Origin of the sequence: Nostoc sp. WHI, from assembly GCF_015714725.1 — a bacterium.
GTDB lineage: Bacteria > Cyanobacteriota > Cyanobacteriia > Cyanobacteriales > Nostocaceae > Nostoc.
In genome coordinates, this window is record NZ_WBKM01000195.1 from 1 (window position 1) to 15,430 (window position 15,430).

General features: G+C 39.8%; 13 protein-coding genes. 8 read left to right on the forward strand and 5 right to left on the reverse strand.

What is annotated here, in order from left to right:
• Positions 1 to 29 precede the first annotated feature (29 nt).
• From F8S12_RS19800 to mazE, 3 genes are read left to right on the forward strand one after another with little or no spacing between them, the layout of a single operon-like run.
• On the forward strand, positions 30 to 824 hold the full coding sequence (locus tag F8S12_RS19800) for a Tab2/Atab2 family RNA-binding protein (protein ID WP_196517804.1): 795 nt from the start codon (positions 30 to 32) through the stop codon (positions 822 to 824).
• Positions 825 to 860: 36 nt separating this feature from the next.
• A complete protein-coding gene (locus tag F8S12_RS19805) occupies positions 861 to 1,433 on the forward strand; it encodes a Uma2 family endonuclease (RefSeq protein ID WP_196517805.1) in 573 nt (190 codons plus the stop codon).
• Positions 1,434 to 1,480: 47 nt separating this feature from the next.
• Positions 1,481 to 1,711, forward strand: a complete 231-nt coding sequence (gene mazE, locus F8S12_RS19810; RefSeq protein ID WP_196517806.1) for a type II toxin-antitoxin system MazE family antitoxin — start codon at positions 1,481 to 1,483, stop codon at positions 1,709 to 1,711.
• Here mazE and dcm read toward each other — a convergent pair.
• From dcm to F8S12_RS19825, 3 genes are all read right to left on the reverse strand, one after another.
• A complete protein-coding gene (dcm, locus tag F8S12_RS19815; RefSeq protein ID WP_196517807.1) occupies positions 1,651 to 2,958 on the reverse strand; it encodes a DNA (cytosine-5-)-methyltransferase in 1,308 nt (435 codons plus the stop codon). The genes mazE and dcm overlap by 61 nt on opposite strands.
• 48 nt (positions 2,959 to 3,006) lie before the next feature.
• Positions 3,007 to 4,128 carry a restriction endonuclease gene (locus F8S12_RS19820; protein ID WP_230968128.1) on the reverse strand — a complete coding sequence of 374 codons (1,122 nt, stop codon included), beginning with the start codon at positions 4,126 to 4,128 and terminating at the stop codon, positions 3,007 to 3,009.
• Positions 4,129 to 4,699: 571 nt separating this feature from the next.
• A complete protein-coding gene (locus tag F8S12_RS19825) occupies positions 4,700 to 5,782 on the reverse strand; it encodes an aromatic ring-hydroxylating dioxygenase subunit alpha (RefSeq protein ID WP_196517808.1) in 1,083 nt (360 codons plus the stop codon).
• Positions 5,783 to 6,232: 450 nt separating this feature from the next.
• On the opposite strand from F8S12_RS19825, the gene F8S12_RS19830 reads away from it, so the two are divergent.
• Both F8S12_RS19830 and F8S12_RS19835 read left to right on the forward strand, forming a co-directional pair.
• Complete coding sequence (locus tag F8S12_RS19830; RefSeq protein ID WP_196517809.1) at positions 6,233 to 6,424, forward strand: hypothetical protein; 192 nt, start codon at positions 6,233 to 6,235, stop codon at positions 6,422 to 6,424.
• A gap of 74 nt (positions 6,425 to 6,498) precedes the next feature.
• Positions 6,499 to 7,563, forward strand: a complete 1,065-nt coding sequence (locus F8S12_RS19835) for a 3-deoxy-7-phosphoheptulonate synthase (RefSeq protein WP_196517810.1) — start codon at positions 6,499 to 6,501, stop codon at positions 7,561 to 7,563.
• Between the two features lie 343 nt (positions 7,564 to 7,906).
• Here the strand turns inward: F8S12_RS19835 and F8S12_RS19840 are convergent, their stop codons facing one another.
• A complete protein-coding gene (locus F8S12_RS19840) occupies positions 7,907 to 8,758 on the reverse strand; it encodes a fasciclin domain-containing protein (RefSeq protein ID WP_196517811.1) in 852 nt (283 codons plus the stop codon).
• A gap of 1,070 nt (positions 8,759 to 9,828) precedes the next feature.
• Between F8S12_RS19840 and F8S12_RS19845 the strand changes: the two genes are divergently transcribed.
• From F8S12_RS19845 to F8S12_RS19855, 3 genes are all read left to right on the forward strand, one after another.
• Positions 9,829 to 10,623, forward strand: a complete 795-nt coding sequence (locus F8S12_RS19845; RefSeq protein ID WP_196517812.1) for a glutathione S-transferase family protein — start codon at positions 9,829 to 9,831, stop codon at positions 10,621 to 10,623.
• A gap of 152 nt (positions 10,624 to 10,775) precedes the next feature.
• Positions 10,776 to 12,506, forward strand: a complete 1,731-nt coding sequence (locus tag F8S12_RS19850; RefSeq protein ID WP_196517813.1) for a helicase HerA domain-containing protein — start codon at positions 10,776 to 10,778, stop codon at positions 12,504 to 12,506.
• A 553-nt stretch (positions 12,507 to 13,059) separates the two neighbouring features.
• A complete protein-coding gene (locus F8S12_RS19855) occupies positions 13,060 to 14,043 on the forward strand; it encodes an RNA polymerase sigma factor, RpoD/SigA family (protein ID WP_196517814.1) in 984 nt (327 codons plus the stop codon).
• Between the two features lie 610 nt (positions 14,044 to 14,653).
• On the opposite strand, the gene F8S12_RS19860 is transcribed toward F8S12_RS19855, so the two are convergent.
• Positions 14,654 to 15,430 (reverse strand): tetratricopeptide repeat-containing protein (locus F8S12_RS19860; protein ID WP_196517815.1); only part of this gene is annotated, 777 nt, incomplete at its 5' end.

The window sequence follows — 15,430 nt, forward strand, 5'->3', positions numbered from 1 at the left end:
CCCCACTCCCCACTCCCTACTCCCCACCTATGAAAATTTGGCAGGTTGATTTTTATCGTCGTCCGTTGCCAGATGCATCTGGACAAGTTTTATGGGAGTTGTTGATTTGTGACGCAACTCGCAGTTTTGAATATGAAGCTACCTGTCTCCAATCAGCAGCGAATTCGAGTTGGGTTGCTGCTCAACTTGAGCTAGCATCTGGGGAAAAATTACCCAATGTAATTCAGGTATTTCGTCCTCAGTCTCTAAGTTTAATTGAGGCGGCTGGACGCAATTTAGGTATTAATGTCGAACCTACCCGCCACACTCTGGCATTAAAGCAGTGGTTAGAAGAAAAGCAGTATCCCTCAACGCTGGATAAACCACCCCCAGCACCATTACCAGAAAACCTCTGGGGAGAACAATGGCGTTTTGCGACTCTAGCTGCTAGTGATGTGGAAACGAGATTTAGCGATCGCCCCATTCCGATTTTGCACATCCCAGAACATCTCAAACCCATCAATTTAGGTTTAGCATCAACAGTCCCCGTCCCCGGTGTGGTAATTTATGGTGGCAGGCGATCGATGCCCTTAGCACGGTGGTTACAGCAAGCCCGTACTGTGGCATTAAACTACATTTCTGGCGCACCGAATGGCTTGATATTAGAAGCTGGCTTAGTGGATAGATGGATTGTTGCCACATTTGAAGATCCAGAAGTTACAACAGCAGCCCAAACATTTGAACAGCGAAAAAAGCATTGCCGAGGATTGCATTTTTTATTAGTGCAACCCGATGATTCCGGGATGACTTACAGTGGCTTTTGGTTATTGCAGACAGAAGATTGATATTAATTGCTGAAAATAGTGAATTTTGAATTGCTTATGACTCTTAGCCAATTTCACCCTTATTTTTCTCCAGAAGCATACCTAGAAGCTGAAAAATCCAGCCTGAATAAACACGAATATATTCAAGGGCGAATCTATGCAATGTCAGGGGCGAGTGATGCCCATGTGACAATTACAACTAATCTCATTGCCCTTTTGAGAAATCATGTTCGTGGTACAGGTTGTCGCCTTTACGCTACAGATATGAAAGCTCGCATTGAATCACTAAATATTTTCTATTATCCTGATATCCTGGTTACTTGCGACCAAAGAGATATAAAGTTTGAATATTTTAAACGTTATCCCTGTTTAATTATTGAGGTTCTTTCTCCATCCACGGAAGCCTTTGACAGAGGAGATAAATTTATTGATTATCAAGAATTAGAAGTATTTCAAGAATACGTCTTAATTAGTCAAACCCGCCAACGTGTTGATTGTTTTCGTCGTAATACTGAGGGAAGATGGGTTTTATATAGTTATAAAGGAAATCAAGAATTACAGTTAATCAGCCTAAATTTTGCCTGTTCCTTAACGGATATTTATGAAGATGTCTTATTTTCCGAAACATAGACTTAGCAAATTACATGATAATAAAATCATACTAAAAATTTATCCAAATGCTCAAAGTCACAATTAGCTTAAAAGAAGACATTCTACAATTTGTAGATCAGTATGCACAAGGAAATCGTAGTGCATATATCAATACATTGCTGGCAGAACACCGCCGCCGAATTTTAGCAGCAGAAATGATTACAGCGCTCAAGCTGGATGCTGAAGATCCAGAGTATCAAGCTGAAATTGCAGCTTGGGATAGTGTTGCTGGAGATGGCATAAATGCCAGGGAGTAAAAGGCGATCGCTTCCTGAGCCACAGCTTTTACTACATTAATACTCACAGAATTTCCCAGTTGATAATAAGCTTTATCATCATTGGGATAAAGTATAAAGCTATCAGGAAAACCTTGGAGCCTTGCAGCTTCTCGCGGAGTTAATCGCCGCACTCTCTGATTGTGATAAACTCCCAATCTATTAGCATCACTAGCAACCAATGTTACCGAAATCTTATTTGGATCTATAAACTTATAGACTTCAAATGAAAAGTTACCCGATAGAGGTTTATATTTATCATTAATAAGTTTTAGATATTTTTTTGTAACCAGTGAATTCAAAATTTCCCCTAAATTGGGATGTTTAAAAAAGCTAGCTATTTGCTCTTTAGTTAAGAGTTTACCGTCTTGTTCTTGTCCAAATTCTTTATTCCGTCTCTTTAAGATGAAACGGTTCATCAGTTCAATTTCCTCGGCATTACACTCGCCACGCAATCCTAAATCCCAGGAATGAATAGAGTTTCCACCCCGATAATCAATCAACCTTATCCCATGTAAGCGATTTAAATCATTATTAAATATTCGTTTCAATGCGTTGACAAACTTTGGTGAGCAATCATACTTTTCATCTGGATTACTTTCCAAAATGTCGGCAACAGTCACAGATTTTTGTGGTGGATAAAACAAAGATAACTGCTGAGGATTATATGAATGGGAGTCTTTAGGCCCCACATCAGAAATCAAATCAAAAGTGGGAGAAGCATCTAAAATTCCTACCATATAAATGCGGACACGATTTTGCGGTAAGCCAAAGTTTGCACTATTAAGTAAAAAAGCATGAAAACTATAACCTCTTTTTTGAATTTCATGCTTAATTGTTGCTAAGGTTTGCCCTTGATCATGACTATAAAGCCCTCGGACATTTTCAAAAATAAAAGCTTGTGGTTTATAGGTATCAAGTAATCTTGTTATTTCAAAAAATAGCGTACCTCGCGTATCCACAAACCCTTCTTTTTTGCCAGCATGAGAAAAAGATTGACAAGGAAATCCAGCTAATAAAAATTCATGTTCTGGTAGTTGATCAATTAATCGAATGTCACCTAAAGCTTTTTGACCAAAGTTTTTTTCATAAACTAATTGAGCATCTAAATTGATTTCGCTGCTTAAAACGCATTCAGTTTCTATATCTAAAGAACGAGCCGCCTGTTCAAAGGCTAATCTAATTCCCCCTATTCCTGAAAATAAATCCACAAACCGAATTTTAGGCATAGATATTTTTATCCCAAAGTTTAATATATTACGTAGGCTTACTTGTTTTTATAAAAAATATTCCTTTAAAAAACTACAAAGCACATCAAGCTCTTTAAGAGAAAATGCCACTGTACAATGACTATATGAACAAATTGTTCTTAGAGCAGTTTCTCTTTGGAAGTTGCCAGCACCATCCAAGACATAACCTATTTTATATCCAAGTGTTTCAATTTGCTCAAAGCGAGATTTAGCTTGTCCTGCCTTACGCTCGATCACACTATTTGTAGTTACCTGAAAGCTAACTTCTATTCCTACATACTTATCTTCTTTAGAAGCCACAATATCAAACGTTGTCGGACGATCATTAGATTCGGTATGACTTATGCCAGGTAAATGACCATTTGCCTTAATATTAATATTAGGAATATCAAGGTTGTCTTCTAAATATTTTTTAACCAAAGTTTGAGTAATTTGCCCTAAAGTATTTGATTGAGAGCCAGCAGTGATACGACTAACCCATATATATCTTTGCTTAATAAATTTTTGCAATTTATCTGGTAGACCAATGTAGTTACCGATTTCACACTTTGCTAGTATTTCTGCTGTTTTTTCATCAATAGAACTACCACTAAACAAAACTACGGCTATTATGTCTTTGTGCAGTTCCGAAAGAGGTTGATTTTCTAGTAATTTTTTGCCACTGATACCAAGTTTAGTGTTATTAAGTTGACCTAGTACAGGCAAAACTCGAAAGCTATAGTTATAATTTTGTGTATTCCATAAATAATCTAACTTTGCCAAAGGGAAGATTGAGTTAAATTGACTGTTTAATCGCTGAAGCATTTCACCGCCAAAGTCAGCTAGCACGAGTAAATGTTTTAGGAAGAGATTTGCTGACATATTTGAAGAATTAACAATTTGAAATAATCCTTCTAAGCTAGACACATCAACGCTCAAAATGGCAATAAATTGGTCTTGAGTTTCAATAAGTTTTGGAATGATGCTAAGTTCAGCTTCTTGTCTAGATAATTCTGAAGGCCAAAACATAGAGGCTAACTTATGCAGTTCCTTAACGGTTCTCTGATAATTTGGATTCAGCATGGTAAGTATATCATTCAATTGAGTAGCTGAGACAAAGCCGCTAGCACTTCTTTCTATAAAGCAATCAGTCAGCAATCGCTCACTCATCAGTACGATTGCTTGAAAAAATCAAGATTGTTGCAGCGTATTATAATACGCTATCACAACCCCAGTACAGCTACTCATTTATGTTAAATATTACTTATATTTAACACTCTCAATAATTAGAGTTTAGCGATCGCCCCATTCCGATTTTACACATCCCAGAACACCTCAAACCCATCAATTTAGGTTTAGCGTCAACAGTCCCCGTTCCTGGTGTGTTAATTTATGCTGGAAGCCGCAGTATTCGTTTGTAAATATAGAAATATTCAGTTAATTGGTGTCTGTTTATACGATTTCAAATTTTTGTAGTCGTTATACTCATGACTTAGGTTCTACCTGGGAATTAGGAAGTGGCTTTGCCACTTCTTTTTATTGATATGGTAGTCCAGTAAAAAATAAATTAAAAGTTAAAAGTAATTTCGTTAAACTTTTAACTTTTATTAGTTGTTATGTCATGTTCGTTTCATTGACTATAAAATAATTAGCCTGTTAAGATACGGCTTTGTACTCTCTGGGTATGCATTTATAGCCGTAGACTTCGATTTGGCGAAATTATGAGTATGTAGATATGATGTTAGTCATTACTCATTGTGTCTCGCCATTTTTCACGCTTGCTCTCTACATCACGCGATCGCGCTTCTTGCCAAGTTCCCCACATTAGCGATCGCTGTTTTTCAACATAGTTAATAAACTGCATGATTGACTGATCTACTTTGATGGGAGTTTTCAAATCAAACTGAATTGTTTGGACAATCTTGATGTCACCCATGAGAAAGTACTTACCTGCAATCTTAGTCAGCGATAACACAACTCGATTGCATAACCAACCAAAAACCCCTTTACGTTTCTTAGTCATAAACAGGATTTGACCTTCAGTTTTTCCCCCTTCGTGAAGGCGAACTACAACCATCATGTGAATATGGAAGAAATCAGGGCCAACTGTCACAATGCCAATGCTACCGTACCAATAGCAAATACTGTAAGTTATGACATTTTTGTAGAAAAGACGGATTAGCTTAATGAAAAAGTAATTGTCTTTGATAGGTGTAGTGTTACTGAAGATAATAGCATTCTCGTTCAGTTCCTGTCTTTCAAAAATAATTTCTATTGGCAGTTTGTGAACTGTATTGAGGTGTTGAGCATCAATCGCATTAATCATCACCACATTCGGGTGACAGTTCATTACGAAATGAGAATGAATGGTGATATCACACTCCTTTTGTTCTAACTCTGGAACAAAAGGTAAGGGTTGTTGTGGTATTTCTCCAGTCCAAACCCAAATCATTCCGTACTTCTCAGCAGTGGGCCAAGTTTGTAACTTTAAAGAAAGTGGCGCATCTAAACATGGGATATCAATACACATCCCTTCAGCATCAAACTTCCAGTGGTGAAAAAAACAACGTAGTGCATTACCCTCAACTTTGCCTTCCGCAAGGTGAGCGCCCATGTGCGGACAGTAGGCATCAAAAGTAACTACTCTTCTGTCTTTACCACGGTAAATAACTAATTCTCTGCCCAAAATCGTGACAGGTTTTACTTCACCTACCCGCAGATTTTGAGAGGGTATTACCCAATACCATCCTTCAATAAAACGCTCTGGATTATTGAAAGTTTTAGGTTTACGGGTTGAGCTAAAAGTCTGCGAGTTGAGATTCATTTGTATGGTTTCACTTGAAGTGAAGCAGTTAATCTACAAGTAACATGGAAACCAAAGAGAAACAGTTACTTTTATTACTAGGACAAGGAGTTAACCAATAAAGTGATAAAATTCAGAAGGTAAATTTTTTAGCAAATATAATTAGTAACCTCAAAGTTATACCAATCAAATATCAACTTAAGTAAGCTTAGATGTAAGATAAAACTTTTGTTTGTAGTGAGCGATTTATCGCTCTATATAAAGATTCAAGCTACTGATGCCAAGATTTTGCTCCGATTGGTGATTTCCCCACCAAGGCATCAGACGTGTATAGTTTAGGAGCAACGCTGATTTGCTTACTTACTAATACCCGTCCTATTGATATTGGTAAATTATCTCAGCCGGGTGTGCAGTCAGGCAATTGCTGAAAGCTACAGAATGTCAAAGCTTTGACTTAAACGCAAGTTGCCAATGCCAATTTGCAACGCTTCCGAAGCTGTCAGTTGGTCGCCAGTACCCGTAAAGATAATAATCTCATTCTGGCATTCTGGCGATCGCGGGCAATTTCACCAAAGGCATCTGGGAACTGCCGATGCGCTTTGCCTGTGTGGATATCCGAACCGCATCCATCAGTTATTTATTGGCAGATTAGTAGTCCAATAGCATTTTAAAATTTAATGTGTTTGTGATACACTCTTTATTTAAAGTTGTAGATATAAAATTACGGGAGCCGCGCCATGCCCAACCAATTATTTAATACTAATATCGACGACGATCGCGTTTTATTAACTCCCAATGAAATCAAATCAAAATTACCTTTAACAGCATTAGCTGAACAAAAAATTTTAGCATATAGGCAGGAAATAGAACATATCCTGGATTTTAAAGATCGCAGAAAATTTATCGTAGTTGGGCCATGCTCAATCCACGATCCAAAAGCAGCGATTGAATATTCTGAAAGGTTGAAAGTCTTGTCTGAGCAAGTCAAGGACAACCTACTACTAATTATGCGAGTGTACTTTGAAAAACCAAGAACAACCGTAGGGTGGAAAGGATTAATTAACGATCCAGATATGGATGATTCTTTTCATGTAGAAAATGGTTTATTAATTGCCAGGAACCTGTTATTAAAAATTACCGAGTTGGGATTACCTACTGGCACAGAAGCACTAGATCCAATTATACCTCAATACATTAGTGAACTGATTACATGGTCTGCTATTGGAGCACGCACGACCGAATCACAAACTCATCGCGAAATGGCAAGTGGACTTTCGATGCCTGTGGGTTTTAAAAACGGTACTGACGGCAATATTCAAGTAGCTTTAAATGCCCTAGAATCAGCTAGAAACCCGCATAGTTTTTTGGGAATTAATCAAAACGGACAAGTCAGCGTATTTCAAACCAAAGGCAATGCTTACGGTCATGTAATTCTAAGGGGTGGTACTCAACCAAACTTTGATGCAGCAAATGTTAAATTGGTTGAAGAGAAATTAAAAGCGGCAAACTTACCACCAAGAATTGTTATTGACTGTAGCCACGGCAATACAAATAAAGACTACAAATTACAAGCTGTTGTCTTGGAAAATGTTATTCAGCAAATATTAGATGGCAATACATCAATAGTTGGCTTAATGCTGGAATCAAATTTGTATGAAGGTAGTCAACCGATTACTGGTAAAAAAGAAGAATTAAAATATGGTATTTCTGTAACTGATAAATGTATTAACTGGGAAGAAACCGAAAAAATTATTTTGGCTGCTCACGAAAAACTTAAGGAAAAACCAAGAAGTTTCAGGTAGAGAGCAAACAAGTAATTTTATCTTTTACCAGGAAGGAAGTAATTAATCCATCCTGTTGCTGAATATATCCACGCAAACCTGCTTTTTGGCACTAAAAGAACCTGACAATAGTCTATAACTATGTCACTGTTGCAGCCATTAACAATCCAAAATATAACTTTTACAACCGGGAAAAGTTTTCACATGATGAGCATTCAGCAGTTTGATCTCAAAGCCACGAGTCTCTAAAATTGGAATTTCGTGGAAAGCCTGAGCGGAGGTTTGCTCCGTTCAGAACTTTTCAAAACTTTGAATCCTGCGAAGGTATACTATTTGTGTTACAGCTTGTAATTGTAACTAAAAACTACAAGTCAGGAGGCAAAATCACCTGATCAATTGCGTGGATTACACCGTTGCTACCTGTGATGTCTGCTTGAGTAACTTTAGCATCATTGACAGTTACACCGCTAGCAGGGTCAACTTTAACGTTGATTGTGCCGCCTTCAAGGCTTTTAACTTCGCCAGACTTCAAATCAGTGGATAATATTTTACCAGATACGACATGGTAAGTTAAAATCTTGAGCAACACTTCTTTGTTACCTGGCTTTAGCAATTCTTGCAAAGCATCTTGTGGCAACTTAGCAAAAGCTGCGTCAGTGGGTGCAAAAATAGTTAAGTTATCTTTGCCTTGTAAAGCTCCGGTCAATCCTGCTGCTTTTAAAGCCTTGGTTAAGGTTGTAAAAGAAGCGTTTGACTCTGCCAAGGCTAACAAGTTTTGGCCTTGGTTGTCGGTTGCCCCTGGGCCTGGTGGAGTTGTAGTAGGTGTATCAGTGGCTGGAGTGTCTGGTGTGGTGGGTTGCTCGTCAGGGATAGTACTTGGGGTGGCGGGAGTAGTTTCACTAGGTGTAGCACTACCACGGTTATAAGGAGGCTCGTTGAAAATACTTGGTCTGGGATTTAGTATTCCACCACTTGTCTGCGCCACTTCTTGGCGTTTGGTATTGCCTTTTTCTGTTTCTGACGTAGCATTAGCAGATGGGTCTTGAGCCTTTACTTGAAGGCGTTGGTTCTGATTATAGGGGGCTTCGTTGAAAATACTGGGGTTAGGATTTAATGCCTCTTTCGCTTCAGATGGTAAAGTAATAAGAAGGCTGAAACTACTGAATCCTGCTATGGCTGTCAACGTGGTCAGCAATTTGCTGTAATTCGTCTTCATAAATTTTGTTTGTCTTTTTGGTACACACATTACATAAAGATTTATAACATTTTGCTATGCACAAAGTCTAATTTTAAGTAGGGAAGTAAGATTTTTCCCGAAAATAACTTTTGCTGGAAAGGTTAAATATCCAACTTCGGCTCACGCTGATAACTATTAAATATATTTAGCACATATTTCATGTAAATTGAGCAGATTTTCTTCGTCGCATCAAAAGGAGTTAAAAAGCTCCCTTGGTGTAGTCTAAACTCTAAGAAACTTAGAAAATCTAATATCTACAAGTTAGAAGTTACAATAAGCTCCGATAGAAAGTATATTAAAAAGCAAATTTATATCCAGTTTTTACGGAATTTATAGTTGATTTAAAAATACTAAATCTCCTACAAAATCAGGGCTATACAGGACTTACGCAGCAATGATTGGTCATTGCGAACGAAACGCAGTGTAGTGAAGCAATCCTAGTCTTGATAAGATTGCTTCTCTACGAGACGCAAGCGCGAACGCTTCCTCGCAATGACGGAAATACGTTACCTTTGCGTAAGTCCTGCTATATTTCCGATTTAAGCATTGATTATTCAACAAAAGCACGGAGATTAAGTACCTAGATATATGAACGTAGGCTAGGGGTGTCGAAAGTTAAAGCAACTGCTGAAGACTCATGACTGAAAAGTTAGATTTATTTATGTATACTGAATTGAAATATAGGAATCCTAAATCATTTGGAAAAAATTTTAAGTAGTCTAGGGTGGGCAGTGTCCCAATCAATTACTCGCTACCGCTACGCTGACAATGCGTTCGACGCTCCTACGGGCGCTCGTTACTCACTAATACTAACATCAACGCACTGACTCACCTACGTGTATTTCAAAAATTAACCAGGAATCCTATATTTAATATTTCAATAATCAGAAAATAATCTTTTTAAGATATATGATTTTGCGAAAAATCAGGCTTAAGTTTAACCCTAATGTCAATTACATAGACAATTAAGCAACTAAGACAATAAAAATTACTTTAACTAAAGATACAATTATAAAGTTAAAAAGTTGACCAGTTACAAGGTATACACTATGCTGGAATTATACCAATGGGAACTATCTCAATATTCAGAGAAAGTGCGCCTAATTCTAGATTTTAAAGGACTAGATTACCGCAAAATAGAAGTTACGCCAGGGATTGGACAAGTAGAACTGTTCCGGCTCACTGGTCAAAGACAAGTGCCAGTATTAAAGGATCGTAATAAATATATTGCGGATTCTACGGAAATTGCTAAGTATTTAGACTTAGAGTATCCTGACCGCCCATTAATACCGCAAGATCCCAAAAAACGGGGTTTGACCTTATTAATAGAAGAATGGGCGGATGAGTCCATAGGTCTAAAAAGCCGGAAAGCGCTGTTTGCTGCCATAAGTCAAGATCAAAATTTCCGCAAGTCTTTATTACCTACTTCGATGCCAGATATACTTAAAAGTGTGGTTGAAGGAGTACCTAGTGACTTACTAACAGTCTTTGGTTTTGGGGTAGGTTATAGCCCAGATGTGATCCAATCAGCGATCGCATCCTTAAAACAAGACTTGGAAGCGTTAACATTATTACTGGCAGATAGTCCTTATTTAACAGGAGATGAGCCGACTTTAGCTGACTTGGCAGTAGCAGGTTTGTCGATATTGCTGAAGTTCCCCTCCGGCCCCTATCTGGATTTACCTGCATCTATCAGAGGCAAAGGATTGCCAATTTTAGCCGAAAATCCTAATTATGAACCATTCTTCACTTGGCGCGATCGCCTTTACACTCAATTCCGCAAACCAATAATCAGTACGACTCCAGTAACCGGGGGTGCGCGAACTTCAATTCAAATTGACTAAGTAATTGGCATTGGGCATTGGGCATGGGGCATTGGGCATTGCCTTACACTCAGCATTGCTAACTCCTAGCTAGTGACAAATTCGCAAGTTTTGCACTATCCATCTAAAATTCAACATTAAGATACCGCATCAACAATCATGTAATTAATCAGATGAATTTGGGACAGCCATTAGGTTCGGTTATTCAAGGTTCTCTGACTGAAGGGTTAGAAGTACGATTGCATCCTGACATTTCTGTAGAAGATATGCGAGTGGGCAAGTTTCTCGTAGTGCAAGGGATGCGATCGCGCTTTTTTTGTATGCTGACAGATGTAGCATTGGGAGCAGCTAATGCGCGAATTATTGCTAATCCTCCCAGTTGGGAAGACACTTTTTTACGAGATGTTTTAGCCGGAAGTGGTACTTATGGTACTATCAACCTCGCGCCGATGTTGATGTTCACTCCCGAATCGGAAGAATCTTTCTCCCCAACAAATGGCAAATCGGCAAATCCCTTTCTCCCATCAGTGACGGGTTTGGCCTCATTTGTGCCACAAACCAGTACTACAATGGAATTGTTGCCTGTTAAAACGATTCCGAGCCACTTCAGTCAAGTTTACGAAGCAAGTGTTGACGATTTTCGCCGGGTATTCGGTTGGGAAGATGACCCCCAAAGGCGCAATTTTTCCATCGGAAAACCTTTGGATATGGATGTGCCAGTTTGCATCGATTTAAATCGCTTCGTGGAACGTAGTAATGGGATTTTTGGCAAATCTGGTACTGGTAAATCCTTTCTAACACGCTTAATATTAGCTGGCGTTATCCGTAAAAATGCGGCAGTAAACTTAATTTTTGACATGCACTCTGAGTATGGCTGGGAAGCCGTTGCTGAAGGTAAGAACGTCAGTACTGTTAAAGGCTTAAAGCAACTATTTCCTAGTAAGGTTGAAGTTTACACCCTCGACCCCGAATCGACAAAGCGCCGGGGTGTGCGTGATGCTCAAGAACTTTATTTGAGCTACGAGCAAATTGAAGTTGAAGATATTAAGTTATGTAGTCGAGATTTAGGACTATCTGACGCAGCTTTGGATAACGCCAATATTCTATATAGCGAGTTTGGTAAGTCTTGGATTGTCCAGTTGCTGAATATGACTAACGAAGAAATCGAGATGTTCTGTGACGAGAAGCGCGGACACAAAGGCTCGATTATGGCGTTGCAGCGCAAACTCTTGCGGATGGATAGCTTGAAGTATATGCGAGCTGTTTGCCCCCAGAATTACATTAGTAAAATTGTCCAGTGCCTGGAAGCTGGGAAGAATGTTGTGATAGAATTTGGTTCCCAGTCTAATATGCTTTCTTATATGCTGGTGACGAATATGATCACCCGACGAATTCACGAGCATTACGTCAAAAAAGCAGATAAATTCCTGCAAAGCAAAAATCCTTGCGATCGCCCCACGCCATTGATGATTACCATTGAAGAGGCGCACCGTTTCCTTGACCCAGGAGTGGTACAGAGTACTATCTTTGGGACTATTGCCCGTGAACTGCGGAAATATTTCGTCACACTTTTGGTAGTTGATCAACGTCCTTCAGGCATAGATAATGAAGTTATGTCCCAAATTGGGACTCGCATTACTGCTTTACTCAATGATGAAAAAGATATTGACGCAATTTTTACAGGTGTATCTGGTGGTGGCGGATTGCGATCAGTGTTGGCAAAGTTAGACTCTAAACAACAAGCTTTAATATTGGGTCACGCCGTTCCGATGCCAGTAGTAGTGCGTACCCGTCCTTACGACGCAACTTTTTACGAAGAAATTGGTGAGCCAGCCTGGGAAGAAAAACCTGACGCAGAAGTATTCGCAGCCGCCGAACTAGCCAAAGCTGACCTTGGATTCTAAATAGTCATTTGTCAGTTGTCCTTTGTCCTTTGCAAATGACTAATGACTAATGACTAATGACTAATTCGTAACATCCCTCTATCATCACTGCAAATTAAGTTCGGTTATCCGGCTAGTTTTTAGCAACAGAAGAGGGGTTTTTAGCGTCACCATAGATATAGTCAATAATTTCAAGGAACGTTAAAAAATTTTCGCAAACGGACAATTTTGAATTATAATTACAAGCTTCATCTTAAGATACTTTACTATCTGTCTGATTTATCGTATTATAAAGATAAACAGAACTCATACCGACTTCGGATTTGCTAGTTAGTACCAGTAACTACTCAAAAGAAGAATTCTCAAAAAGAACTCAGCATGTTTATAAGAGATTAAAAAATTTAGGGAAGGTGGGGAAACCTATCCCAAGGGTTTACAGTCTTCATAACGGCTGTATCAATTGATTAATTGCTTCTGGTAAGTTCACATATTTACTGATAGATGTACTACCTTTTTCAATCAACTTTAGTAAGAAAACATATATTGTGTTCACGGAGTAGAGGATAACGCACCAATGCCTACTGTCAACACCCAAACGGAAAATCTCAACACCAAATTCACGGTTGATATGGTGCGAACCTATCTGCGAGAAATTGGTCGTGTACCACTGCTAACCCGTGAACAAGAAATTGTCTTTGGGAAGCAGGTGCAACAAATGATGACGCTCATCGACGCCAAAGAGGTTTTGGCGAAGAAACTGCAACGTGAGCCGAATATGTCAGAGTGGGCTGACCAGGTTCAACAATCGGAAACCGAAGTACAACAAACGGTAGCGCAAGGTAAGCGAGCAAAGCAAAAAATGATCGAAGCGAATTTGCGCTTGGTAGTTGCTATTGCTAAAAAGTATCAAAAGCGGAATATGGAATTTCTGGATTTGATCCAGGAAGGAACACTAGGATTAGAGCGGGGTGTAGAGAAATTTGACCCAATCAGGGGTTATAAGTTCTCGACTTACGCTTACTGGTGGATTCGCCAAGCGATTACCCGCGCGATCGCCCAGCAAGGCCGCACCATCCGCTTACCGATTCATATTACCGAGAAACTGAACAAAATCAAGAAAGTGCAGCGCGAGTTGGCTCAAACCTTGGGGCGATCGCCCACTCCGGCGGAAATTGCCAAAGAACTGGAGATAGAACCTGCTCAGATCCGCGAATACTTGAATATGGCGCGTCAACCAGTATCTTTGGATGTGAAAGTTGGCGAGAACCAGGATACTGAGTTGCAAGAAATGCTCGAAGATGACGGGCCATCACCAGAGTATTACACCAACCAGGAATTCTTACGCCAAGACTTGAACAATTTGTTAGCAGAACTAACCCCGCAGCAGCGAGAAGTTTTAATCTTACGCTTTGGTTTAGAGGATGGTAACGAAATGTCATTGGCGAAAGTGGGCGAGAGATTGAGTCTCAGCCGTGAGCGCGTCCGCCAGTTGGAACATCAGGCTTTGGCTCATCTGCGTCGCCGTCGTGCCAATGTTAAAGAATACGTTGCTAGCTAAAACGAGAGACGCGGCATTTCGCGTCTTTCCACCACCTTGGTAACGCGCCTCCTGAATTCAGGGGGCGATTTTTTTATGCTGATAACCCAATTACGCTAGGTCGGATGCGATCCAATACGTTTCGGTTAAGGCAAGAGACGCGATAAATCGCCGTCTCTACAAAAATTAGTCCTTTGTAGAGACGGCGATTTATCGCGTCTTTGTGATCTAGGGTTTGTCATCAAAAAACCTTATCCAAACGTATTGGGATGCGATCGCATTGTCACCGGATGCAAGCCCATCATTAGATATACCAAAATGAATGCGTGAATTACTCAAATGAGAAAACATTCAGGCAATTGAGAAAGTAAAAGCTTCTTTTGAGAAAGTAAAAGCTGCTTTTGTTTGTGGAAAACACTAAAATGCCAAATTAAAAGTTGCTTTTGAAGAAGTAAAAGCTGCTTTTGTTTGTGGAAAACACTAAAATGCCAAATTAAAAGCTGCCTTTGAAGAAGTAAAAGCTGCTTTTGTTTGTGGAAAACACTGAAATGCCAAATTAAAAGCTGCTTTTGAAGAAGTAAAAGCTGCTTTTGAGTAAGCAATCAGGCATTTACTTAATTTAATATGAATTTTAGTCTAGGCGATCGCGAAGATATGCTAAATTGTTATCAGTAGTAACAGTATTAGGATGATTCACCCCTAACTGTCGCTCAAAAATATCTAAAGCTTGGATGAAAAGGGGTTCGGCTTCGCTGTATCTGCCTTGGGAGTAGTAGAGATACGCTAGGTTGTTGAGGCTAGTGGCGACATCTGGATGTTCTTCACCCAGCAGCTTGCGCCTGAGTGCTAAAGCTTGGATGTAAAGGGGTTCGGTTTCGCTGTATCTGTCTTGGGAGTCGTAGAGTACTGCTAGGTTGTTGAGGCTAGTGGCGACAGATGGATGTTCCTCTCCGAGCAGTTGACGCCTGAGTGCCAAAGCTTGGATGTAAAGGGGTTCGGCTTCGCTGTATCTGCCTTGGGAGTAGTAGAGTAAGGCTAGGTTGTTGAGGCTAGAGGCAACATCTGGATGTTCTTCACCCAGCAGTTGACGCGTGAGTGCCAAAGCTTGGATGTAAAGGGGTTCGGCTTCGCTGTATCTGCCTTGGGAGTAGTAGAGTAAGGCTAGGTTGTTGAGGCTAGAGGCAACATCTGGATGTTCTTCACCCAGCAGTTGACGCGTGAGTGCCAAAGCTTGGATGTAAAGGGGTTCGGCTTCGCTGTATCTGCCTTGGGAGTAGTAGAGTAAGGCTAGGTTGTTGAGGCTAGAGGCAACATCTGGATGTTCTTCACCCAGCAGTTGACGCGTGAGTGCCAAAGCTTGGATGTAAAGGGGTTCGGCTTCGCTGTATCTGCCTTGGGAGTAGTAGAG

What these genes read in the sequence shown, in the direction of transcription:
- F8S12_RS19800 (WP_196517804.1), top strand. Translation starts at nt 30, where the DNA reads ATGAAAATTTGGCAGGTTGATTTTTATCGTCGTCCGTTGCCAGATGCA.
- F8S12_RS19805 (WP_196517805.1), top strand. Translation starts at nt 861, where the DNA reads ATGACTCTTAGCCAATTTCACCCTTATTTTTCTCCAGAAGCATACCTA.
- mazE (WP_196517806.1), top strand. Translation starts at nt 1,481, where the DNA reads ATGCTCAAAGTCACAATTAGCTTAAAAGAAGACATTCTACAATTTGTA.
- dcm (WP_196517807.1), bottom strand. Translation starts at nt 2,958, where the DNA reads ATGCCTAAAATTCGGTTTGTGGATTTATTTTCAGGAATAGGGGGAATT.
- F8S12_RS19820 (WP_230968128.1), bottom strand. Translation starts at nt 4,128, where the DNA reads ATGAGTGAGCGATTGCTGACTGATTGCTTTATAGAAAGAAGTGCTAGC.
- F8S12_RS19825 (WP_196517808.1), bottom strand. Translation starts at nt 5,782, where the DNA reads ATGAATCTCAACTCGCAGACTTTTAGCTCAACCCGTAAACCTAAAACT.
- F8S12_RS19830 (WP_196517809.1), top strand. Translation starts at nt 6,233, where the DNA reads ATGCCAATTTGCAACGCTTCCGAAGCTGTCAGTTGGTCGCCAGTACCC.
- F8S12_RS19835 (WP_196517810.1), top strand. Translation starts at nt 6,499, where the DNA reads ATGCCCAACCAATTATTTAATACTAATATCGACGACGATCGCGTTTTA.
- F8S12_RS19840 (WP_196517811.1), bottom strand. Translation starts at nt 8,758, where the DNA reads ATGAAGACGAATTACAGCAAATTGCTGACCACGTTGACAGCCATAGCA.
- F8S12_RS19845 (WP_196517812.1), top strand. Translation starts at nt 9,829, where the DNA reads ATGCTGGAATTATACCAATGGGAACTATCTCAATATTCAGAGAAAGTG.
- F8S12_RS19850 (WP_196517813.1), top strand. Translation starts at nt 10,776, where the DNA reads ATGAATTTGGGACAGCCATTAGGTTCGGTTATTCAAGGTTCTCTGACT.
- F8S12_RS19855 (WP_196517814.1), top strand. Translation starts at nt 13,060, where the DNA reads ATGCCTACTGTCAACACCCAAACGGAAAATCTCAACACCAAATTCACG.